At 42.9% G+C, this 21,418-nt stretch carries 24 protein-coding genes; 12 read left to right on the plus strand and 12 right to left on the minus strand.

Annotation, left to right across the window (positions count from 1 at the left end; all coding sequences use genetic code 11):
• Positions 1-44 precede the first annotated feature (44 nt).
• A complete protein-coding gene (locus OIT45_RS05530; RefSeq protein ID WP_135796953.1) occupies positions 45-1,352 on the minus strand; it encodes an NCS2 family permease in 1,308 nt (435 codons plus the stop codon).
• Between the two features lie 162 nt (positions 1,353-1,514).
• Positions 1,515-1,847 (minus strand): DUF805 domain-containing protein, encoded by a 333-nt coding sequence (locus tag OIT45_RS05535; RefSeq protein WP_199404008.1) that lies wholly within the window; start codon positions 1,845-1,847, stop codon positions 1,515-1,517.
• Positions 1,848-1,986: 139 nt separating this feature from the next.
• On the opposite strand from OIT45_RS05535, the gene OIT45_RS05540 reads away from it, so the two are divergent.
• Positions 1,987-2,670 carry a hypothetical protein gene (locus tag OIT45_RS05540; RefSeq protein WP_264339909.1) on the plus strand — a complete coding sequence of 228 codons (684 nt, stop codon included), beginning with the start codon at positions 1,987-1,989 and terminating at the stop codon, positions 2,668-2,670.
• A gap of 113 nt (positions 2,671-2,783) precedes the next feature.
• Entirely contained in the window at positions 2,784-3,845 is a 1,062-nt protein-coding gene (locus OIT45_RS05545) for a PTS sugar transporter subunit IIC (protein WP_199404010.1), read from the plus strand.
• A gap of 37 nt (positions 3,846-3,882) precedes the next feature.
• Here the strand turns inward: OIT45_RS05545 and OIT45_RS05550 are convergent, their stop codons facing one another.
• Together OIT45_RS05550 and OIT45_RS05555 are read right to left on the minus strand one after the other, a co-directional pair.
• A complete protein-coding gene (locus tag OIT45_RS05550; protein WP_199404011.1) occupies positions 3,883-4,500 on the minus strand; it encodes a macro domain-containing protein in 618 nt (205 codons plus the stop codon).
• Between the two features lie 85 nt (positions 4,501-4,585).
• On the minus strand, positions 4,586-5,341 hold the full coding sequence (locus tag OIT45_RS05555) for a TIGR02206 family membrane protein (RefSeq protein ID WP_199404012.1): 756 nt from the start codon (positions 5,339-5,341) through the stop codon (positions 4,586-4,588).
• A 98-nt stretch (positions 5,342-5,439) separates the two neighbouring features.
• Between OIT45_RS05555 and OIT45_RS05560 the strand changes: the two genes are divergently transcribed.
• Positions 5,440-6,138, plus strand: coding sequence for a ribonuclease H family protein (locus OIT45_RS05560; RefSeq protein ID WP_199404013.1), 699 nt, complete (start codon positions 5,440-5,442; stop codon positions 6,136-6,138).
• A gap of 154 nt (positions 6,139-6,292) precedes the next feature.
• Here the strand turns inward: OIT45_RS05560 and OIT45_RS05565 are convergent, their stop codons facing one another.
• From OIT45_RS05565 to OIT45_RS05575, 3 genes are all read right to left on the minus strand, one after another.
• Positions 6,293-6,580: a hypothetical protein gene (locus OIT45_RS05565; RefSeq protein WP_199404014.1), complete on the minus strand. Its 288-nt coding sequence runs from the start codon at positions 6,578-6,580 to the stop codon at positions 6,293-6,295.
• A 186-nt stretch (positions 6,581-6,766) separates the two neighbouring features.
• Entirely contained in the window at positions 6,767-7,594 is an 828-nt protein-coding gene (locus tag OIT45_RS05570; protein ID WP_199404015.1) for a Cof-type HAD-IIB family hydrolase, read from the minus strand.
• A 91-nt stretch (positions 7,595-7,685) separates the two neighbouring features.
• A complete protein-coding gene (locus tag OIT45_RS05575; RefSeq protein ID WP_135796946.1) occupies positions 7,686-9,029 on the minus strand; it encodes a TrkH family potassium uptake protein in 1,344 nt (447 codons plus the stop codon).
• 733 nt (positions 9,030-9,762) lie between these two features.
• Between OIT45_RS05575 and rlmH the strand changes: the two genes are divergently transcribed.
• Both rlmH and OIT45_RS05585 read left to right on the plus strand, forming a co-directional pair.
• Positions 9,763-10,242: a 23S rRNA (pseudouridine(1915)-N(3))-methyltransferase RlmH gene (gene rlmH / locus OIT45_RS05580; RefSeq protein WP_003609837.1), complete on the plus strand. Its 480-nt coding sequence runs from the start codon at positions 9,763-9,765 to the stop codon at positions 10,240-10,242.
• 16 nt (positions 10,243-10,258) lie between these two features.
• On the plus strand, positions 10,259-10,759 hold the full coding sequence (locus tag OIT45_RS05585) for a hypothetical protein (RefSeq protein ID WP_199404016.1): 501 nt from the start codon (positions 10,259-10,261) through the stop codon (positions 10,757-10,759).
• Between the two features lie 63 nt (positions 10,760-10,822).
• Here OIT45_RS05585 and OIT45_RS05590 read toward each other — a convergent pair whose 3' ends face one another.
• On the minus strand, positions 10,823-10,996 hold the full coding sequence (locus tag OIT45_RS05590; protein WP_199404017.1) for a hypothetical protein: 174 nt from the start codon (positions 10,994-10,996) through the stop codon (positions 10,823-10,825).
• 223 nt (positions 10,997-11,219) lie between these two features.
• On the opposite strand from OIT45_RS05590, the gene OIT45_RS05595 reads away from it, so the two are divergent.
• Both OIT45_RS05595 and OIT45_RS05600 read left to right on the plus strand, forming a co-directional pair.
• The gene (locus OIT45_RS05595; RefSeq protein ID WP_135796944.1) at positions 11,220-11,936 is read left to right on the plus strand and encodes an AzlC family ABC transporter permease; all 717 of its coding nucleotides are present in this window, start codon (positions 11,220-11,222) and stop codon (positions 11,934-11,936) included.
• On the plus strand, positions 11,933-12,250 hold the full coding sequence (locus OIT45_RS05600) for an AzlD domain-containing protein (protein WP_135796943.1): 318 nt from the start codon (positions 11,933-11,935) through the stop codon (positions 12,248-12,250). The genes OIT45_RS05595 and OIT45_RS05600 overlap by 4 nt, the downstream gene beginning before the upstream one ends.
• 30 nt (positions 12,251-12,280) lie before the next feature.
• On the opposite strand, the gene OIT45_RS05605 is transcribed toward OIT45_RS05600, so the two are convergent.
• Both OIT45_RS05605 and OIT45_RS05610 read right to left on the minus strand, forming a co-directional pair.
• Positions 12,281-12,637, minus strand: coding sequence for a cyclophilin-like fold protein (locus OIT45_RS05605; protein ID WP_199404018.1), 357 nt, complete (start codon positions 12,635-12,637; stop codon positions 12,281-12,283).
• A gap of 145 nt (positions 12,638-12,782) precedes the next feature.
• Positions 12,783-13,613, minus strand: coding sequence for a DUF368 domain-containing protein (locus tag OIT45_RS05610; protein WP_199404019.1), 831 nt, complete (start codon positions 13,611-13,613; stop codon positions 12,783-12,785).
• 169 nt (positions 13,614-13,782) lie between these two features.
• Between OIT45_RS05610 and OIT45_RS05615 the strand changes: the two genes are divergently transcribed.
• Together OIT45_RS05615 and OIT45_RS05620 are read left to right on the plus strand one after the other, a co-directional pair.
• Positions 13,783-14,301: a GNAT family N-acetyltransferase gene (locus OIT45_RS05615; RefSeq protein ID WP_199404020.1), complete on the plus strand. Its 519-nt coding sequence runs from the start codon at positions 13,783-13,785 to the stop codon at positions 14,299-14,301.
• A 65-nt stretch (positions 14,302-14,366) separates the two neighbouring features.
• Positions 14,367-14,984 (plus strand): NAD(P)-dependent oxidoreductase, encoded by a 618-nt coding sequence (locus tag OIT45_RS05620; protein ID WP_199404021.1) that lies wholly within the window; start codon positions 14,367-14,369, stop codon positions 14,982-14,984.
• A gap of 47 nt (positions 14,985-15,031) precedes the next feature.
• Here the strand turns inward: OIT45_RS05620 and OIT45_RS05625 are convergent, their stop codons facing one another.
• Both OIT45_RS05625 and OIT45_RS05630 read right to left on the minus strand, forming a co-directional pair.
• The gene (locus OIT45_RS05625) at positions 15,032-16,396 is read right to left on the minus strand and encodes an amino acid permease (RefSeq protein ID WP_199404022.1); all 1,365 of its coding nucleotides are present in this window, start codon (positions 16,394-16,396) and stop codon (positions 15,032-15,034) included.
• A 297-nt stretch (positions 16,397-16,693) separates the two neighbouring features.
• The gene (locus OIT45_RS05630) at positions 16,694-17,362 is read right to left on the minus strand and encodes a potassium channel family protein (RefSeq protein ID WP_135796937.1); all 669 of its coding nucleotides are present in this window, start codon (positions 17,360-17,362) and stop codon (positions 16,694-16,696) included.
• A gap of 203 nt (positions 17,363-17,565) precedes the next feature.
• On the opposite strand from OIT45_RS05630, the gene OIT45_RS05635 reads away from it, so the two are divergent.
• From OIT45_RS05635 to OIT45_RS05645, 3 genes are read left to right on the plus strand one after another with little or no spacing between them, the layout of a single operon-like run.
• Complete coding sequence (locus OIT45_RS05635; protein WP_264329984.1) at positions 17,566-19,761, plus strand: NEAT domain-containing protein; 2,196 nt, start codon at positions 17,566-17,568, stop codon at positions 19,759-19,761.
• A complete protein-coding gene (locus OIT45_RS05640; RefSeq protein ID WP_264329985.1) occupies positions 19,761-20,540 on the plus strand; it encodes an NEAT domain-containing protein in 780 nt (259 codons plus the stop codon). Before OIT45_RS05635 ends, OIT45_RS05640 begins: the two co-directional genes overlap by 1 nt.
• 3 nt (positions 20,541-20,543) lie before the next feature.
• Complete coding sequence (locus OIT45_RS05645) at positions 20,544-21,413, plus strand: ABC transporter substrate-binding protein (RefSeq protein WP_199404024.1); 870 nt, start codon at positions 20,544-20,546, stop codon at positions 21,411-21,413.
• Positions 21,414-21,418 lie beyond the last annotated feature (5 nt).

The raw sequence follows: 21,418 nt of genomic DNA on the forward strand, positions 1-21,418 counted from the left end.
AATTGGTAGCCCTGCCCATTTTTGTTTCACATGAAACAGTGTTATTAGTGATTAGTTTGTAGCACGTAAACGAAGCCGATAAAGACAACTGCTAGTGCATACATAATTGGATGCACCTTCTTCCCGCGACCAGTTACGATCATCAAGAATGGGTACACGATAAACCCAATGGCAATTCCATCTGAAATTGAGTAAGCCAATGGCATACCAATAACCGTCAAGAATGACGCAGCAGCAATTGGGAAATCTTCCCAGTTAACAGCAGCAAGATTTCCAGCCATCAACACACCAACTACAATCAAAGCTGGCGCCGTCACGTGAGACGTTACAACAACCAATAATGGTGAGAAGAACAATGCCAACAAGAAGAAGAATCCTGTAAACACTGATGTCATTCCTGAACGACCACCAACGGCAATTCCAGTTGATGATTCAACGAAAGCCGTTGTAGGTGACGTTCCCAACAAAGCACCACCTAACATTCCAATTGAGTCAGCCATCAACGCCTTACCCGCACGTGGCAATTCGTTGTTAACCAAGAACCCACCAGAGCGAGCGATTCCGACCAATGAACCAGCCGTGTCAAAGAATGCCACGAGCAAGAACGTTAGGATAACTGGAATCATCTGCATCGTAAAGACATCGTGCAATCCGAAGATAGCTTGTCCAAACGTCGGTGCCAAACTTGGCACACCAGCTACAATGCCAGATGGCGCAGGAATCAAACCAGTCACCAAACCAACAATTGACGTAATCACGATACCAATGAAGATAGCGCCTGGAATCTTACGTGCGAACAATGCAAAGCTAACCAAGACACCAAAAATCGTTAGCATTACTTGTGGATTGCTCCAATCACCCCAACCAATAATCGTTGACTTGTTGGCCGCGACAATCCCACCGTCGACCAATCCGATCATGGCAATAAACAAACCGATACCACCCGCAATGGCAGCCTTCAAATCAGCTGGAATGGCGTTGATAATCGTTTCGCGAATGCGGAGAACTGTCAAAATCCAGAAGATGACACCGGCGACGAATACGCCTGCCAATGCCGTTTGCCATTTAACGCCCATTCCGATTACCACACTGTAAGCAAAGAAGGCGTTCACACCAAGTCCCGGTGCAATGGCGAAAGGATAACGTGCAACGGCACCCATAAAGATGGTTGCAATCGCTGCGATTAATCCAGTTGCCGTGAACACGGCCCCTTTATCCATCCCCGCAGCGCCCAAAACAGATGGGTTAACGAAGAGAATGTAGGCCATTGAAACGAACGTTGTCGCACCGGCCAAAAATTCCGTGCGCATCGTCGTCCCAAGTTCAGACAACTTGAAGTAGCGTTCAAACATGAAGCAAAACTCCTTATAAAATGTATTCACTTTTCTAAAAACAACTTAACTATTGTCGCACATTAAAACGATTAACACAAAGGTTTTGCAAACAATAAATAAAAAGAGGCCGGAAACGGCCTCTAAACACGAACATTACATTGATTTTTCCGAACATTCACGTTACTTAAATTGATTTGTTGGAATGAAACCAAAAACGAACGCAACGATATTGAAAATGATACCTAGCACCCCCCAGACAACCACATGCTTAACACCTGTGTCGCGCACGCGTCGCACAATTAAGGTGTACATCGGAATGATAATCAACAGTCCAAATACAAAAGTTGCGATTCCAAACGGTGCCGTCCACCAATGACTGCTTTGTGGTCCAGCTAGCAAAGCTAGGACAAATAAAATAATGACATTTAGAATATATGGCACCCAAAACTCTAGTCGTGTTGAGCGTCCTGAAAAATTAAAATAGTTACGCCAAAAAGCCCCATAAGCACCCATAATTAAGTCCTCCTAATAATAACCCCTTTATTTGTAATAATATTGTAACATATCATCATTAATAAACCATTCAAAAAGGCCTGACAGTTATTTTATTCGTTAAAGCATACTGTTAGAATGAAAACAGAGGTAAATGACGATGTATAACGAAAACGGACAGCTGCGCAATTTAAGCAGTCGTGAAACAGGACTTTATTTTATTGCCGGATTGCTCTTTAACGCTGTCGGTAACGGCTTAACAGTTGCCACCAATATGGGATCCGCGCCCTGGACGGCATCTGCAGACAATTTGGCCAATGCAACTGGCCTATCAATCAGTGTGTTTTTGTTTGCATACGGACTTATCGCCGCGATTCTCAGCTGCATTCTGTTGAAGAGTATTGATTGGCCACGCGTAATCGGTAATTTGCTATTCGTCTTGACGTTTAGCGTCATCATTGGCTTTGTCTCATCATTCTTCACTGCGCAAGGTATTGGTGATTTACCAATGCCAACCCGCTTGTTGATTGATTTGATCGCCATCGTTTCAGTCGGTTGTGGGGTTTCAATTACTCAACGGTTGCAATTTATTTTGCATCCCCTAGACGACTTAACAAACCTAACCCGTTTCATGTTCTTCAAGGGGAATGCTGGTGTCGCGCAAATTGTTAATTTCGCCATTCCAATGGTCATCTCAATGGCTGTTTGGGCCTTCACTGGTAACCTTGTAGCAGTTAACATCGGAACCTTGGTCTCATTCTTTTTCCAAGGAGTCGTCATTGGTTATGCCGATAAAATTGTTTTTTGCCACTTAGACCATAAATTAAAGTTAAACAACAGTTGACACTAACCGGTTTGTCCGTATGATTAGTATCAACAAATCAACGCCGATTTGTTCTTTCAAATCGGCGTTTTAATTTTTTCGCGCTCATCATACTTATATAGGAGAAGCCCACGATGCACCCTGAAACGCTTGTATCACCGCGCCGTAATTGGCAAGATTTCACATTGAACGTCTTAAATGGTAATAGCCTCGGCATTATCATCGCTCTGTTGCCACCTGCTTTAACGAGCCAGGTCTTACTCCTTTTCGGCCAACATCCTTGGGTTCGCCTCATTACTATGATGACGAATGTTTCACAAAGCATGTTGCCCATTATTGCCGCGTTTGCCGTCGGTTATTTCCTTCGACTTAGTACGTTGGCTTCCGCGGCAATCGGTCTAGCGAGTGTTGTTTCGGCCGGGGTTGTGACAATCAACCCGAACAACACCTATACTCTCGCCGGAACTGGTGCAATCCTAAATATTATGCTGGTTACTTTTATTTCGGCATTATTGGTGTTGGTATTGGAGCCTCGCCTTGGTCAATTAAAAATTATCTTCTTACCAACCATCACCTTGTTGATTGGCGGTGGTATCGGCTTGGCGACCCTGCCTTGGATGATTCGAATCCAAAATGCGATTGGTAATGTCGTTGCGGTGGCAACCCATCTTTCGCCTTTACCGATGGGGATATTCCTCGGGCTGGCGTTTGCAGCCTTGATTGTCTCACCTATTTCATCAGTCGGTATCGCGACTGCACTTGGCATTGCTGGCGTAGGATCTGGTGCAGCGAATGCTGGTATTGTTGCTGGCGCGCTGACATTAGCCTGGATGAGTGCTTCAGTTAACCCAATCGGTGGCACAATTGCACACGTTATTGGCTCGCCAAAAATTCAAATGGCCAATATGTTGCGTAAACCCTTGTTATTCGTTCCGGTCATGATTGCCGCCGGAATCGCTGGCGGTGTCGCAACACTCTTATCAATCAAAGGCACGCCGTTTTCAGCTGGTTTTGGCGCATCTGGCCTAATTGGTCCCCTAACCGCCTTGCAAGCCTCTGACAGCGCGTATATTTGGGTCAGACTACTTGGCGCGTATATCATCGCCCCGGTTATCTCAGCTTGGTTGATGAACATGATTTTCGTTGAGAAAACGAAGCTCGTAAACCCTGAGTATGATTTAAAAATTCCATTGTAGACACAAAAAACGGTAGAACCTCGTGTTCTACCGTTTTTTATTTTTTAGCGCCATGTTCAGCAATTACTTTCCTGATAATGTCATTGGCTATATCCAAATTCAAACTTGCTTGTTCTGGATTTCGACCATCATCAAAAATGACAAAATCATACAAAACCGCCAAATCAGAACCACCCATATCATAATTGGAACTGTTAATCAGTGCTTCAACGCCATGTTTTAATGCCAATGTAAGTGGGTATCGGTAAATTCCCGCACTTAAAACCGGCACAGCTACCTGGATTTTATTCTCGTGATAATTTTGCTTTCTGATTTGCTCAACTTCCCGAGCTATGCCTTCATATGCTTTTTTTAAAAAATATTCTGATTCTTCAGGCCTGTTATCGTTAAATCTTGGTCCCACCGCATGAATAACGTAATCCGCATCCAAATTGTATGCCAACGTTGCCACTGCTGACCCCGTCTCAATATCCTTGTTTTCTTTTGCATCCGCCATTGCTCGCTTAAGTTCTGGACCCGCCACTCGATTTAAAGCACCATCCACTCCACCGCCAGGTATTAGATATTTATTCGCTGCATTGACGATCACATCGTAATGCTGATTTAACTTTGAGATATCTCCCAAAATTGCCCTCACTTTGACTGTATACGTCATATTTGCCCACTTTCATTTTTAATTAAAAACAGGCATCTGTTTGCAAAATATTTTTCGCGAAACACACACCTGTTTTCCTTTTATCTTAAATTGTGACAGCCACCGCCGACTTACGACGCTTGGCAATTTCCCATGGCGTGTACATGATGACCCACAGCAATGCCAAAAGTGAGAGCACCACAGTGATATACAAACCACCATGTCCAAAGGCTTGTTGCAAAGGCTCCAACGGCGATCCTGGCGCTGCGACGTTTAGGAAGAAAAAGTTGGTTCCCAATTGACCATTCACCCAAATGACAAACGGTACGACAACAACCAAGAATAATACCGGACGCCATAATTCACGCCAGTTTGGCACCATTTCGCCACTCACCATCAACATCATTGGATAGGCAATCAACAATGCGTGAATCAAGAAACTTTGCAACGCCCATTGATTCATAATTGGATAGTACGCCCAATCTGGGAAAATTTCAGCCGCAAAGGCACCCCAAATCGTTAAACTATACAAAATTTCGCGGGTCGTTTTGTTGGGATGGATAGCATCCACCGCAATCATCATCAACCCAAAGCCACATAAATGTAGCGGCAACAAGCTCGGTTCCCATTGGCCAGTCACAGCCAAATAGAAATCCTTAAATAATTCCATCGTCCAAATGGCAATCGCAATCCCCCAGCGTACGTGGCGACGACGATTATCAGTTGATGCACTATAATAACGCACAAGATAATAAATCAAGCCCGCCATTAGCAAAAGCATTGTGCCATGGGTCAATGAAAATTGTCCAAACCCAATGCCCGTTGGGATCGATGGTTCATAAGTGAAATAATACTTAAACATCCGGTTACCCTTCGAATAAAAAATAGTTTAATAATTCCGTTACATAGCAATTTAGGCTATGATATTACATAAGATTAATCGAAAATTAGGGAGAAATAATGAAGACCTACGCAATTGTCGGAAACCAGTTCGAGGGCCTCTACACCAAGCCATGGTCTGAGGTTCAAAAATACACCCACACAAAGCCAGCACCAAAGTACAAGGGCTTTGCAACGCGCGCTGAAGCACAAGCATGGTTTGACGATCAAACCGGCGCTTCGGGTGATTTATCACGTAAATACGAAACTGCTTACGATGGTAAATTTGATGCAAAAAGTGAATATTATTACATCTTCACAGATGGTGGTAGTCGTAACACTGGTAACGTATCTGGTGGACACGTACGCCCAACTGACAAAGCTGCCTGGGCGATTGCTATTTACCGTGGATCAGATATGCAGACACCCGTCTTCTCAGATAGCGGTGCATTTTACGGGCGCACGAACAACGAAATGGAAATCCTTGGTCTAATTAACGCGCTTTTGCAAATGGCCAAGGTCTCCGAACCAGTCACGATTGTCAGTGACTCAAAGTACGTCCTAGATACTGTTACAGATTGGATGTACAACTGGCAATCAAAGGGGTGGCGTAAAGCTTCCGGCGAAATCGCTAACTTGACTGCTTGGCAACAAGTCTATGATTTGGTGCAACAAGTAAAGGATCGTTTGTCATTCATCTGGGTGAAGGGTCACGCAACCAGCGCAGGTAACATTCTGGTAGACAAATTGCTTAACGAAGCAATGGATAATCTCAAATAATTGCTAAATCGCCGTCATTTTTGACGGTGATTTTTTGTTTTCTGTCGCTCTTATCCCTTGATACGACTGTTTTGTGAAACAATTCACTACCGCCTTTATAAAATCTAAACCTTTTGTTGTGATGCTATTCACAAATAACGTTTAGTTGTTTGTATCATACATTTCGCAGATGTTTTTTTACAGTGTCTTCAGCTGCCAATTTGCCTGCCGTTACCGGCAACTTTTGCAGCGTTTTTTCTTTAAAATCACCGGTTTCGGTTAGTACACCAACACTTTTCAACGTATAAAAGGCGCCATACAACTTAATTAATCGCTTCATCTTGGCAACAATCTGTTCATCAGCCCCTAAAACATCGAATCCAGATCGTTCTTTTGGTTGTTCACCATCATATACAGTGCATGATACCCGTTGTGCGCCAACTTTAAATATCATATATGCCATGATTATTCCTCCTTGAATTCCGATGCGAACAAACATTTAACTTCATCTTTAAATTTTAAATCAACAATGTTGCCGGTTTGTGAACTTCACAAAGTCGCTTTTTGAACGCCAAGCTAAACAACGATTCCTGTATACAAAAATACGTTTCGATATGCATAATTTTGCATATCGAAACGTATTGTCGTCTTATTGTTTATTTAATAAATTTTCCAAAGTCGTTAAAACTCCGTCATGGTTATTATCCGCATCCGCAACAGGGTAGGTCGCAATTAACGTTTTATCACCATTTGGCATCGCAAATGGACGCTTCGCTTTTGCCAACATTTCAGCATCATTCAACCCATCACCAAAGGCAACTAAATTTTGCTCCAAATCAAGGCCATAATGCTTCGCAACATACGCCAATCCATTCGCTTTATTAACATCCGGCGCCACAATATCAACCGAGCCATAACCTGATGTCGTCACGTGGGCGCGATTGCCCAACGCTTCACGCGCAGCAGCGATAAAATCCATCATTTGATGCTCAGCATACGTAATCGTCACCTTCAAAATCGGTTCATGAATCTCATCTAACGAATCAATCATCTTAACATTTGAAAACATCATCAAAACCAGTGATTGATGGGCCAAGTTCAAGCGACCCTGATCACGCAGCATGTAAACTGCCTCATGCCCAGTGAATAGGGCACCTTGGCGTGGGTCGAACGGCAAATCAGCAACAACTTGCATCATCGTTTCGACCTCTGCTACGGATAGACCGGATACGTTTAACAATTCACCATTGGCTGTTCGCACGACTGCACCATTATCGGCCACAACATCATAACGCCCAACAAATCGCTTAAATTGCTTATGAATTTGCTCTTCATCACGACCACTCGCAATCACAAAGTGCCCACCAGTCGCTTCGAGACGCTTTAATATTTGGTCAAAAAAGTCCTCGTTAATTCTTTTTGTATCACTCAAAAACGTCCCATCTAAGTCCGTTGCTACCAAATCAACCTTCGTCATGATTTCCCCCGTTAGTAATTCCTATGTTTAAGACTATTGTATCCAGAATGCACAGAAAAAGCACCGACAAAATATTGTCGGTGCTTGATGTTTAACCAATAATGATTTCTTCAGTTGGGTATTGGAAACTCGTTGGCTTTTCACGAATGTTCATTACCGAGAACATAACCGTATACAAACCAACACGGCCGATGAACATCACAATCATGATGACAACCTTACCAAAATCGGTTAGGTGAGGAGTGAGTCCCATCGAGAAACCAGTGGTTGAAAAGGCTGAGATAACTTCAAAGACGATGTATTCAAGACCCTCGCCCTTAGGAATCGCTTCCGTGATGGTTAGCAACAGTGACACACCAACCACGAATACGCTGGAAATAACGGCCAACATCATTGCTTTAATCACAATCTTTTGGCTAAAGCGACGACCACCGAAATTAACCGTTTCTTGGCCTCTGAGAGCTGCCATTGACTGCAACCATAAAATACCAAGCGTGGTCGTTTTAATACCACCAGAGGTTGATCCTGGCGTTCCACCGACGAACATTAGCAGCATGATAATCATCAAACCGGCCGCCGAGATTGAACTAAGTGGCACAACTTCAAGCCCCGCCGTTCTGGGGACAACCGCCAAGAACAGTGTATCCATCACACGATGCCCAATTGAAGTTGTGTTAGCTAATGGCGCCAATACTTTCTCAGTAAACAGGAAGAACAAGAAGCCAAGTCCAGTTAGCCATGCCGAGACGTGTAATGCGACACGGGTGTGCAAACTCAACCGACGCTGCTTGTAGAACAGGAGCAAATCGCGCCAAACCAGGAATCCGAGCGATCCAGCTGAAATCAACAACATCCAAACCAATAAGATGTATGGATCATTGCGCAAGAAGAATACCGGTTCATCGAAAAATGTAAATCCGGCATTACCAAAGGCCGAAATTGATGATGCAATACTCAAATAAATTCCGTGTGTCCAACCGAAACGGGGAATAAAATCCGGCATCATCAATGCAGCACCAATTACTTGGATGATGGCAGATAGCGAGAAGACATATCGCAACACGCTTTTAACATCCGCTAAATTGCGCAGATTCAACGCTTGTTGCGCCATCAAACGGGCTTTCAAATCCATGCGTTGCCCGGTAATTGCAAATAGCAAAACCGCAAACGTCATAAAACCAAGGGCCCCGATTTCAATCATAATCAATAGGATGATTTGACCGAACAACGACCAAGTGGTTGCCGTATTCACAACTGTCAGTCCCGTAATCGCAGTTGCTGATACAGCTGTGAATAACGCATCCATAAAACTAATGTGAACACCCTCTTGATGTGAAATTGGTAGTGTCAAAATCAAGGCGCCAGCAAAGATAATTGCCAAAAAACCTAACGTTAAGACTTGTGGCGGTGTTAAACCACTGAATCGTTTTTTCATAATATTAAGTATCCCCCAACTTGATTTATTATACAGGATGCGGGATGAAGGTTTTACACAGAATTTTGTGGATAAATAGGGGATAACCGCACTCTTTTCCCCACAACCTGTGGATAACTTGTGGATAAAATGACCATTTGTGCAATGAAACCCACTACCTACGGGGGAAAAGTCAGTGTGGAAAACCTGTGCGAAACTAATTGTCACATGCAATACCCCCAAATCTAGGCATTTCTAAACCGTTGTTAAGTTTAACCTTAATTAAATTCGGTGATTTTAGCTGATTTCTGAATTCACATGGCGAAATGTACGCCTTTTATCGGCAAATATCACAATTTCAATGTAAATAATGTTAAATCATCCTGTTTTCCGAATATTACAAACTTACATCCTTTTCATACTTTGTATTCGACTCTTTCAGGAAAAAATAGGGTGTGCAAAACTGTTTTTACTCCAGAATTTTTTGTGGCTTAAATTGTGAAAAATTATGATCAAATGCCGAGTTTCTAACGTTTCCAGAGTTATCCACACGATTTTTGCCCATCTGTGGATAAATGTGGATAACTATCCACGTAAACCCTATAAATCTTTGATATAATAACGTTTGTAGCCAATTCACAACCTGTTAGTAACATGTGGAAAAGGTAGTAATTGCAATTTGTTTAAACAGTTATCCACAACTGTTAAAAACTATGATGAAATCAATAAATTTCTTAAGAAAGGTTTAAGACGGATGAATATTAAAATCATTGGTGTCGGAAAATTGAAAGAAAAATACCTGAAAGATGGTATTGCAGAATACGCAAAACGTTTGCAAAAGTTTGCAAAGTTCGAAATAATCGAGGTTCCTGACGAAAAAGCACCCGAACAATTGTCACAGGCCCAAATGGACCAAGTTATGGGCAAAGAAGGTGAACGAATCCTATCAAAGATTAAGGATAAGGAATATGTTTTCGCCTTGGCCATCAAGGGAAACGAACGTAGTAGTGAAGAACTTGCTGCTGAAATCGATAAGTTGGCGCTTCGTGGTGATTCAGACATCACTTTCGTCATCGGTGGATCACTTGGTTTGGCCCCTGAAGTTTTGCAACGCGCCAACACGCAAATTAGTTTTGGTCGTTTTACTTTGCCACACCAATTGATGCGCCTGGTTTTGACTGAACAAATTTACCGTGCATTTATGATTAACGCCCACAGTCCTTATCACAAGTAATTTAGAGGAATCGTTCATGCCTGAGAAAATCACGATTACAATAACCGAAGAAACAGCCAACGCATTGCCTGATTTGCTTGGTACAACCGACTTAGCTGACGGAATCGCAAAGCATCTGGCGTGCTTGGTTACAAACGCTGGCGGTCCAAAAAAATCGGCAAAAGCGCAGCATCGTTTTCAGCAAGCCTTTGCCGATGTGCCATTCTTCATTGACTACAACGGCGCAAAGGCCACTGTTACTTGGCGCAAGCGTGATGAAATGGTTATCGCTGCTGGCGCCACACTGCAAAGTGATATGCCAATAAATAAAGATGGATCGGTTGGGTTTGCGCAACGATTCGCTTTAACATTACGTGAAGAACACGCTGATGCCATTTCGAATGGTCATACTACCAAAGACGTGGTTTTGAAGAGCGCTAATGAAGTTGGCCATTTTTTGTATTTTGCCGGTACAAACACTTGGCTTCAGCTAATAGATGATCAGGGCAGAACTTTAGACGAGCTTTCTCGTGCTTAGACCATAAAAATAGACGAATCGTAAAAATGCGATTCGTCTATTTTTTTAATATTCCGTCATTAACTACATTGAAACTTGGTGATAAACAGGCGCCGGTAACTGATACGCCACCGTTTCTTCTGCTGATGCAACCTGGCGTAAATCCATACCTTGGCCATCATTGGTTGTCGCAACAAAATCGCCAATGGCTGGGTCGTAAACAAAATTTGCATAATCCAATGTACTATAACTAAACATAACGCGGTCCTCCATCTAGTTCAAAAATGCTTTTCTGCTATTCAATAACTTAATCGTAGTTTGAAAGCCTTAAAGAAATTTTTGACGAAACTTGTTCAAGCTTAAATAAGGGCCTTATTAAATCCGTTTTTTAACGGCTGCGACAAATTTATCGCTAGTGATTTGCTAATAAGTATGTTGTAATGACACATATCTTTACAATCTGGAAAGTAGGGTGGGGGTTATGGACGAAACTTACACATTCAAACGGGGCGTACTAGATGCTGCGCCAACCATGCTGGGTTATTTGAGCATTGGGTTAACAGTTGGGATTCTGGGCGTTAGTGCACATTTGCCGATTTGGTTCATTGTTGGTATGTCGATTTTTGTTTATGCTGGTAGCGCGCAATTTTTGATGACCAGTTTAACTGCTTCCATGGCACCGGTATCTGCAATTACTTCCTTAGTATTTCTAGTTAATGCACGTCACTTATTGATGTCACTATCAGTGGCTCAAAAATTTAGCCACCAATCTTTACCCTCTGCGATTGGTATGGGTTCCCTGCTAACTGACGAATCTTATGGTGTGTTTGCTAGCAATCACACTAACGCTAATATCACAGTTGGCTGGCAACACGGTGTAAATATCGCATCATATCTAGCATGGATTATTGCAACCTTTGTCGGGGCCTTTTTCGGTCAATTTATTCCCAATCCGCAACAATTCGGTTTGGATTTTGCCCTAGTTGCTATGTTTGCAGCTCTTTGGTATTTTCAAGTCGACACCGCCAAAGTCATCACAACTCGCCGTTTAATCATCACGACTGTTGGTAGCACAATTTTGATTTATCTAATCATGGCGCCATTTTTCGGCAGTGCCAGTGCCGTTCTAATTGCTACTATTGTCGCTGCTGGACTAAGCGCATACTTGAACGCCAAACGCCCAGGAGGTTTTTTATGACAAGTTATTACGTCATTGTGCTGATTACTGCCGGATTAGTTACCTGGTTGCCTCGTATCTCACCATTTGTTTTAGTCCGTTTTGGTAAATTACCAAATTGGCTACAATCATTTTTAGCATTCATTCCACTAAGCCTGATGACAGCTTTATTTTTTGAAAATCTAGTCGTGATTAAAGCCGGGCAACTCCCTGGCATTAATTGGCTAGCCGTTTTCGCAACGATTCCAACATTACTCACAATTTGGCGCACGAAATCGATAATGTGGACAGTCTTAGTCGGTATTATCAGCATGGCTATTTTGCGTGCTATTTAAAAAGCAGGCGGATTTGATGTCCGCCTGCTTTTAAAGTTTGCAGCTTAACGTTATTTCCTGATCTGCTTGCTTCAAAAAAGTCACAAATACTTCTGTATCAACTGCAGCCGCCAAATGTACATAGTGTTTATCCATCTTCTTCAGCAATTCATATGGCAATACGAGGCGCTTATCTTCGATGTCGTAGTATAAGTTGCCCGGTACTAAATCACGTGTCGTCAAATCATCAGATGAAAAAGCTTCTGCCAAGTCACCTTCGTACAAGCGACCATAATGATCCAACATCGTGACTTTCAGTTTCTTTTTACTCACTAATTCGTCGATTACCTGACTATCCGCCAGCTCAAATTCAAATGTATCTAAATTTAAATGCATGGTCACATTCATACTGCTTACCTCATTCACTATCAGTATTAAGTGACGTGATTGTAGCACCGTTAGCAACTAGTTACCGTTGTGCCAACTTGAAGTCCGAATTCCTTAACCTTTTTTGAAAAAAGCGGTCGCATATTCTCGTGCGACCGCTTTATCTTTATTTTGTATTCATCTTATCTTCCAAACGACTCATCCACCAACCAAGCCACGTTCCAAGTGCCAACAATAACACTGAAATGATAACGTGAACGATTGTAAAGTCGTTAAAATCATTCGGCACAATCATAACTGTTGACGCTAAAACGATTCCAAAAATACCATGGAATAGTTTTGCATACGCAACCTTGAAAATGTAGGCCATGAACTTTGAAAGCAAAGCAATGATGGCGACCAATCCAACTAAGATTGGCACTAAAACACTTAAGTCACCATGCTTAATGCCATCACTCATACCTTTATATAGGCCCAAGTAAATCAAGAAATTAGATGGGCTAAGACCGGGCACAATTAACCCAAGACCAATTAAGGCACCCGCTAAAATCCAAGCCCCAAAACTTGGTTCAATTTCTGAAAAGAGTGGGGCACCAAACAACAAAAAGGCCAGCATCGCAACAAACGCCACAATCATAATCGCCACATCGACTTTGGTACGTCCTTCCTTGGCAGCGTCACGCCACAACGACGGCAACGTCCCAACGATTGCACCCACGAAGAACCAAAGGGCAACGCTTTCGTGCTTACCAAGAACAAAACTAATCGCAAATGATAGCGCGAAAATACCTAAAATCGCACCGATACCAACTGGCAAGAAAAAGAAAATATTTTCCTTCAGACGCTTAAATGGGTGCGCCAAGAAGTTGATAATTCGCTCATATAATCCAAATACAGCAGCTAATGCGCCACCACTAATACCGGGTAGAATAAACCCAGATCCAATCAGTGCACCTTTAACAGCACGGAAGATCCAATCTCCTGGTTGTTTTTGCATGTCGAAACCTCATGAATTTCATTTGATAGTATCAATTCTAACTGAGCCCCACACCAACAACAAGTTGGCTGTCCAATCTGTTGTCATCTTGATAACAAATCGACATCATATTTCGGCTAGAATAGCCTATTATGTAAGAAACAAACCTTTTATTCCGAGGAGAAGACTTATGACGACTTATACACGTCGTGCGCGTTTGTCAGACTTAGACGCCATTAGCACAATTATTGACCATGCCATCGCCTTTTTGGCCGAGCAAGATTCACCACAATGGCAACATGCAGATGGGCCTTCTCGAACAGAATTTGAAACAGCAATCAATGAAGGTATTGCTTATGTGCAAGTTTACGAGGGCAAGGTATCTGGCATCGCCAAGTTGATTCCTGGACCAGAAGGACCTTATGAAGAAATCGACGGTTCATGGTTAGGGGATGCCTCGCAATACATGACTATTCACCGCGTGGGGATGGACGGTACCATTCGCGGTAAAGGACTTGCTCAACAATTCCTCCAAGATTTGTTAGTTATTTCTTTGGAACACGGCTTTAATGATATTCGCATGGATACATACCCTAAGAATGTCATTATGCAAAAAGTGATGACTAACCTTGGCTTCGATTATCGCGGCATGGTTGAAATGCCCGTTCCTCACGGTGAGCGCATGGCTTACCAACTCATTCTGGACTAGCCCTTTTGCAACCACTATTTTAATTTTCTGTGCTATTATTTGCACAAGAAAATGAGGTGGTAACAATGACAAATGTACTAGTACTTGGTGCAACGGGAAACGTCGCACAGTATTTTATCGATAACTTTGAAAACGTCGCGCCAAACGATATGCAATTGACATTGTTAGCGCGTCGCCCACGTGGCCTAACGCGTGACCAACAAAACAGTTACCAAGTCTTTCCTGGTGACATGTATGAGTCAGAAAGTTTGGTCGAGGCCGTCCGTGATGCTGACATTATTGTCAGCTTCGTTGGATCATCACCAATGCCAACGTACGCCCAAGCACTTTTGGATGCCATTGACCAGTCTGGCACGGACGTTCAACGTATTTTGTGGTTGGGTGCCGGTGGCATGAACCAAGAAACCACCGGTCGTGAAGGTGAGCTTTGGAAAGCAATGCCCGGTTACTTCAGCCAGCAACGCCAAGCAGGTGAGATGTTGATGAATTCACCATTTGACACAACAGTCATTAGTCCTGTTATGTTCCATGGTGGTGCGGCGGGAAAGGCGATTATCACAGATAGTCACGAAAAGACGCCTGCACAAACTGTTTCACGTGAAACAGTTGCCCTTGTCTACTTGGAAGCCTTGCTACAAGATAAGTGGCACAATCAAATGATTACCGTTGGTGATCGTAAATAAGCAAAAAAATTGGCAGCTCGCAAATTGCGAACTGCCAATTTTTGTTATTACAATGTTTGTTGCTTATGCTTTGACCAAAGTGTATATCCACCAATCATCAAAATGAAGAAGATGATCGTAGCGATAACTGACACTTGCGTTGCAGGACTCAAAACCAAGATAACCAAAACTGCCAAGAAGAAAGCAATCGTCAAATAGCTCGTTGCCGGGAACAATGGCATCTTGTATGGATTAGTTTCTGATGCTGTCGTCTTCTTGTACTTGATGTGCGCCAACATAATCAAAATCCAAACGAAGATAAAGCTAATTGTTGCCACACCAGTAATCAAAACGAAGATTTGTGATGGGAAGAAGTAGTTCAACAACACAACCGCCAAGAAGATGATTGATGATGCCAACATACCCGTTACCGGCACCATGTTCTTAGAAATCTTTGCCAATGAGTGTGGTGCTTGCTTGTTCTTTGCCAACACATACAACGTACGTGATGTTGAGAAGATTGCTGAGTTTGCGGCTGACAAGGCTGATGTTAGCACAACAAAGTTAACCAAATCAGCGGCAAACTTAATTCCCATACCCGCAAACACTTGCACGAAAGGTGATTGTGATGTATTGATGTCATTCCAAGGATAGATTGCCATAATAATTGCAACCGCACCAACGTAGAACAAACCAACACGAACTGGAACGGCGTTGATTGCCTTTGGCAAATCACGCTCTGGATTTTCCGTTTCACCAGCCGTCAAACCAACCATTTCAATTCCTGTAAAGGCAAAGATGACCATTGGGAATGCCATCAAGAATCCTGAGAAACCTGTGGCGAAGAAGCCACCATGGTCAACCAAGTTAGCAAAGCTTGCTGTGTGACCACCAGTGTGGAAACCAGTTGCAATCAAGCCAAGACCTGCAACAATCAACGCGATAATTGCAATGACCTTAATCGATGCAAACCCTGATTCCAATTCACCGAACCAACGAACATTCACCAAGTTCAACGCTACCAAGACCACGACCACAATTAGTGGCGTTAACCATTGCGGTAGGAAGGGGAACCAGTAACGTAGATAAATTCCAGTTGCTGTTAAGTCCGCCATTGCCAAACTTGCCCAACTTAACCAATAGGCCCAACCGATGGCAAATTCCCATTTATCACCAAGATATTCACGAACAAAATCAATAAATGATCGCATCTTAGTATCTGACAACAATAGTTCACCAACCGCTCGCATCATCAAGTAAGCAAAGATACCCGTGATAATGTACGCCAAGATAAGTGATGGACCAGCGGCCTTGATTGCCGTTCCTGATCCCAAGAACAATCCCGTTCCGATGGCACCACCAATGGCGATCATCTGAATGTGCCGGGACTTCAAACCACGTGACAATTCACGTTGCTCATTTTGATTTTCCATAATAAACCCTCACTGCATGGGGTATAAAAAAAGTCCCCATGCCAAATTAAATTTGACATAGGGACGTTCATTAACGCGGTTCCACCCTAATTCTCAATCGATTATGACTGAGCAACTTAATTACGGTCAATTGAAAATCTCTCCAAAAGCGCCATCCCCAACGTTAACACACTCGCTTCCACCAACCGCGAGCTCTCTTAAGTCGTTAACTTTAGCTGAGAACCTCTTTCTTCATCAAGACGACAATTAATAATCTCAACTATAATAACTTCTTATTTATTAGTCAAGTATTCCGGCTTACTTCACCTTTTCAACGAGTGATTCAAAGTGCTTCACGTCAACGCTCTCACCAACCACTGTGAGTACGTCACCAATTTGAATCATCTCTGATGATTCTGGCGCCACAACAACGCGCCCTTGCGACTTAATCGCAATCACATTCAAACCGTAGTTCTTGCGAATATTCAATTCTGAAATTGTTTTATTCGCAAACTTTAAATTCGCAATCTTGATTTCACCCAATGAATGCTTATCGCCCAAATCAATGTAGTTAATCAAGTTCGGTGTCATGATTTGTTCAGCCAAACGTTGCGCCATTTCGTGTTCAGGTCGTACCACTTGGTCAGCACCAACCTTGTCTAGCACGCGCGCGTGTAAGTTGTTTTCGGCTTTTGCAACCACGTGACGCACACCCATGTCCTTCAACAAAATCGTTGTTAAAATTGAAGCTTGTTGATTGTGTCCAATCGCAACAATCACGTGATCAAAACTAGGTAAGTCCAAGTCACGCAAGGCATCTTCGTCTTGGGCATCAGCAATCACGGCGTGGGTTGCGACGTCCATGTAATTTTCAACCAAAGCTGGATTGTTATCAATCGCAAGTACTTCTTGATCGGCCGCAATTAAAGATTCAAGCAATGAACCACCAAATCTTCCCAACCCAATGACTGCAAATGTTTGTTTCATACCTAATAACCATTCCCCAAATATAATTTTATGTTTTAATTTTAACACTTGCACACACAATTCCTAAACTTCGGAATTAAACTTGCATTAAATCTTACTATCTGCATAGAATGGTAAAAGTTAAATTGTGAACTTTCTGTGAATTTTCTCAATCGCTATTATTTCGGGGATTTATTTTATTTTTTAGGAGAACGATATCAAGTATGAGTAACTTATCACGTACTGCTTCATTGTTTTCAACAGCCGTTTTGGGCGGCATGCTGTTGAAAACATCAATTACCAGCGTTGCAACTGTCACATTCGCTGCCGAAACAACAGCAGTTACTAGCACATCTAACAAGACAACCGCCGACGCAATTATCACGGCGGAAGTTCCCATGGAAGCTAGCGACGGTATGGATCAATTCTTTAACGCAACGGCTAAGTTAGCAGTTAAGGGAGCGACAACTGACGTCACAATTTCTTTCAAGGATTCAGTATCTGGCATGTTGGCCATGATTCCAGAACTGACGTTTGATGGCATTACACAACAAGTAAACGGACAACAAGCTATTACATTCACCATCCCAACTGATGATTTGAAGCCAGAATCAGGGTCAAAAGTGACGTTAGCCTCTTTCACTAGTGTGCCTATGAGTCCTAGTAAAGGCTACAAGTCAAATCTAACATTTGATATGTCGTCACTTTTGCCTAGTGCAGCTGTCACAACCGGTTCTTTTGATTTGCCGGTATCGGCTGATGGCGGGATGGGGTCATGGTTTGATAAGACTTTCTCAACTGAAATTGGTTGGTTAACATCTAAGGTCACAGTCAGCTACCAGGCATCTAAGCAGCCAATGCTTGGCATGATTTCTGATTTGACTTTCGACAACATTACCAAACCAGTTAACGGACAACGAACGATTACTTTCGATATTCCAACCAAAGATTTAAATCCAGATGCTGATGGCATTGCCAAAATCGACTCATTCACGGGCGTGCCTATGAGTCCTTCAAAGGGATATAAGTCAACTTTGTCATTTGATATGACCAACGCACCTGGTGAGTCAGCTCCGACAGATCCAGTCGTACCGGAAGTGCCAACCACGCCTACACAACCGGAAATCCCAAGCGAACCGGAACCAGAGCCAGAAACACCAAGTCAATCAGTACTAACGGACGGTGTTTACACGGTTCCATTAACCAACTACAAGACTGGTACAACAACCGCTTCAAGTATGAACAATTACTTGAAGACGCCAGCCACCGTCACGGTTAAAAACGGCCAAGCGACCATCGATATTGAAACTAGTAATGCTGCCATTATGGGAATGATGTCTAATTACCGCTTCAACGGTGTTAAGGCAACCGCCACTGGTACTCACTGGTTGGTGACATTACCAGTGGCTGACTTGAATAAAACCGTTGCAACTAGCATGACAATTTCAATGAACGGTAACATCATTGAGCAACCAAAGGCTGATATGGTATTTGATGTTGAAAATGCGGTTCGCCTAAGCGATGCACCGACGGATTCACAACCAACGACACCAACAACTCCTGACAAGCCAGCAGGGGATAAGCCATCTTCAACGCCTGACAATTCAAACGTTGTTGCACAAGATTCAACATACGCCTTGAACATTTTACAAGCTGATAAAAACGAAAAATCAATGGCCGCAACATATATGCTACCAACGATTAAGTTAAGCAAAAATGCTGATGGCACGTACTACGCTTATCTAACGACACACACGCCAGCCATGATGGGACAAAATCCAATTCGTTTTAACGATACCAAGCATGCGGCTAAGTTAATGAGCACTAATCTGGTAAACGGGTATTATCAATCCGTTTTCCGTCTAACACTAAGCGAATCTGAAATTACGTCACCAATTTTGACTAACATTCACGTGCAATTTACATCGCCACTCGTTTATAGCGAAAACTACGACATTCGTCTGGTTATCGGTGATCAATTGTCTGGCGAAACATCAGCCAACAACCAAAATAATGATCAAACGCAACATGAAATTTCAGATACGGCGATTGTTCCACGTGAAACAGAAACAACAGCAACGACTTTTGATCCTGCACCAGTTGCATTCACTACTGTTGCTTCATCAGTACCAATGGCACCAACTACTTTGGCAACGACTCATCTAATTGCGTCGCCACAAACAGTTACCACGCCTCAAGCACCGACATCTGATAAAAAAATCAAATTAGCACCGGCAAAAGAGCAAACTGTGGCTAAAAACAAAACGACCAATTCTGCCTCAAAACCTAGTCAATCAGCCGCAGCACCTAAGCAGTCTAAAATTGTACGCGCAACAATGATTGGAGCTGGCGTTGCGATTACTGCGGCGGTTGGATTTGTTGGTGCCTCTCTTGCTTTGAACGTTTGGAGAAAGCACTAATGATGAAGATTAAATATATATTGTTAGCACTAGCCTTTGGTTTAACTGCTATTTTTGTACCAAGTCAAGTTGCTCAGGCCAATAGTTACACAGTTCCTATGCAAATACTGGAAAATGGATCATCAAACACTTCATATGCGGCTGCGTATTTTGCGGGATCCGCAACCGTGACACCGAGTGATAGCGGATATACGGTCACCTCAACGATTACAACTGATACAAGTTTAGGTAACTATCCTGTTCAGATGCTTAGCGTTGATGGTTCAGGTGTTTCGGTTTCAAAAAGCCAATCAGGTAATAATCAAACGATTACGTATACCTTCCAGACAAACAATCTTGATGCACGTCATAATGCTAATATTCGAGTTGACGTTGATAGTATCAACTATCACCATAACTACACAGTTGGGTTAGTTATTGATAGCGCATCCGTTCCTGCGCCACAAAAAGCAACTGTTACTGCGTCATCTGTCGCTCAAAGCAGCACCACTGCACCAAGCGAGGCCAACGCAGCGACTGAAACAAGTACAACGGCTGCATCAGTCGCTTCAACAAGCTCAACTGATGCTTCAAGCCAGTCTAAATCATCAGCAACAATAAGTAGCAACTCATCATCAACTAGCTCACGCGAAAATAAAAAAGCCACACCGGCTAAAAAATCTGCGACACCTAAGCCAGTAGCTAGTGAAACACCTTTGCCAATTGCAGCGATTATCGGTGGCGGATTGGTAATTGGAATTGCCGGTGCAGTTGCGCTAAATCTACTAAAGAAGAAGTAAATCATGTCGAAAAAACAATTAACGGGGTTAGGAATCCTATTTGTTATTTTGGTTATTATAACCGGTGGATGGATCTGGTTAGCGACGCAAAAAAACACTAACACAGCGTCATCCCCAACAAAACGGATAATTGTCACCACCAATGCGCAAGCGCAGGTATTTGATCAATTAGCCATCCCCTTAGTCGGGGTGCCCACGCCCGGTGAGCAACAAACATTGCCAAAACGTTATGCCAAGTTACCTCAAGTTGGTAATCACGTTGCACCCAACCTCGAAAAAATGTCGTCACTAAAACCCGACGTGGTCTACTTAGATAGCGCATTAGTTGATGACTACCAACAAAAATTAGACAGCGATCACATCGCGTCGCAGACATTAGATTTTTCAACACTTGATACGTTAAAAAGCAGCATCACAACTGTCGGGAAGCAATATAATAAGCAATCTGAAGCAAACAAGTTAGTTAAACAATTGACGATTACGCCATTTAAACCGGCGTCACGACCAAAAGTCGCCCTCCTAATGGGCATGCCCGGTGGGTCTTTCTTGGTTGGGACCCAACACAGCTATGTTGGTGATTTAATTACTAAAGCAGGTGGGGATGTTATTGGTGCAGGTGACTCAGCGTATACAAACTTGAATGCTGAACAAATCGCGGCCGAAAACCCCGATGTCATTGTTACCATGGCGCATGCAATGCCTGACAATGTTTTCAAAAGTTTTGATGCTTTGTTTGCCCAAAACAATTGGCAGACCATTAATGCTGTGAAAAACGGGCATGTCTATCAAGCCAAAGAACCCATTTTTGGTATGACGGCTAATCTAAATGCAATAAAAGCATTCAATCAGATCAAAACTTGGTTAGGAAATTAGAGGTG

The sequence above is a fragment of the Weissella sp. LMG 11983 genome (genome assembly GCF_025908495.1).
Lineage (GTDB): Bacteria > Bacillota > Bacilli > Lactobacillales > Lactobacillaceae > Weissella > Weissella fermenti.

Bases quoted from the DNA above. Each gene is read 5' to 3' on its own strand.
- OIT45_RS05530 (WP_135796953.1), bottom strand. From the start codon at position 1,352: ATGTTTGAACGCTACTTCAAGTTGTCTGAACTTGGGACGACGATGCGC.
- OIT45_RS05535 (WP_199404008.1), bottom strand. From the start codon at position 1,847: ATGGGTGCTTATGGGGCTTTTTGGCGTAACTATTTTAATTTTTCAGGA.
- OIT45_RS05540 (WP_264339909.1), top strand. From the start codon at position 1,987: ATGTATAACGAAAACGGACAGCTGCGCAATTTAAGCAGTCGTGAAACA.
- OIT45_RS05545 (WP_199404010.1), top strand. From the start codon at position 2,784: ATGCACCCTGAAACGCTTGTATCACCGCGCCGTAATTGGCAAGATTTC.
- OIT45_RS05550 (WP_199404011.1), bottom strand. From the start codon at position 4,500: ATGACGTATACAGTCAAAGTGAGGGCAATTTTGGGAGATATCTCAAAG.
- OIT45_RS05555 (WP_199404012.1), bottom strand. From the start codon at position 5,341: ATGTTTAAGTATTATTTCACTTATGAACCATCGATCCCAACGGGCATT.
- OIT45_RS05560 (WP_199404013.1), top strand. From the start codon at position 5,440: ATGAAGACCTACGCAATTGTCGGAAACCAGTTCGAGGGCCTCTACACC.
- OIT45_RS05565 (WP_199404014.1), bottom strand. From the start codon at position 6,580: ATGGCATATATGATATTTAAAGTTGGCGCACAACGGGTATCATGCACT.
- OIT45_RS05570 (WP_199404015.1), bottom strand. From the start codon at position 7,594: ATGACGAAGGTTGATTTGGTAGCAACGGACTTAGATGGGACGTTTTTG.
- OIT45_RS05575 (WP_135796946.1), bottom strand. From the start codon at position 9,029: ATGAAAAAACGATTCAGTGGTTTAACACCGCCACAAGTCTTAACGTTA.
- rlmH (WP_003609837.1), top strand. From the start codon at position 9,763: ATGAATATTAAAATCATTGGTGTCGGAAAATTGAAAGAAAAATACCTG.
- OIT45_RS05585 (WP_199404016.1), top strand. From the start codon at position 10,259: ATGCCTGAGAAAATCACGATTACAATAACCGAAGAAACAGCCAACGCA.
- OIT45_RS05590 (WP_199404017.1), bottom strand. From the start codon at position 10,996: ATGTTTAGTTATAGTACATTGGATTATGCAAATTTTGTTTACGACCCA.
- OIT45_RS05595 (WP_135796944.1), top strand. From the start codon at position 11,220: ATGGACGAAACTTACACATTCAAACGGGGCGTACTAGATGCTGCGCCA.
- OIT45_RS05600 (WP_135796943.1), top strand. From the start codon at position 11,933: ATGACAAGTTATTACGTCATTGTGCTGATTACTGCCGGATTAGTTACC.
- OIT45_RS05605 (WP_199404018.1), bottom strand. From the start codon at position 12,637: ATGAATGTGACCATGCATTTAAATTTAGATACATTTGAATTTGAGCTG.
- OIT45_RS05610 (WP_199404019.1), bottom strand. From the start codon at position 13,613: ATGCAAAAACAACCAGGAGATTGGATCTTCCGTGCTGTTAAAGGTGCA.
- OIT45_RS05615 (WP_199404020.1), top strand. From the start codon at position 13,783: ATGACGACTTATACACGTCGTGCGCGTTTGTCAGACTTAGACGCCATT.
- OIT45_RS05620 (WP_199404021.1), top strand. From the start codon at position 14,367: ATGACAAATGTACTAGTACTTGGTGCAACGGGAAACGTCGCACAGTAT.
- OIT45_RS05625 (WP_199404022.1), bottom strand. From the start codon at position 16,396: ATGGAAAATCAAAATGAGCAACGTGAATTGTCACGTGGTTTGAAGTCC.
- OIT45_RS05630 (WP_135796937.1), bottom strand. From the start codon at position 17,362: ATGAAACAAACATTTGCAGTCATTGGGTTGGGAAGATTTGGTGGTTCA.
- OIT45_RS05635 (WP_264329984.1), top strand. From the start codon at position 17,566: ATGAGTAACTTATCACGTACTGCTTCATTGTTTTCAACAGCCGTTTTG.
- OIT45_RS05640 (WP_264329985.1), top strand. From the start codon at position 19,761: ATGATGAAGATTAAATATATATTGTTAGCACTAGCCTTTGGTTTAACT.
- OIT45_RS05645 (WP_199404024.1), top strand. From the start codon at position 20,544: ATGTCGAAAAAACAATTAACGGGGTTAGGAATCCTATTTGTTATTTTG.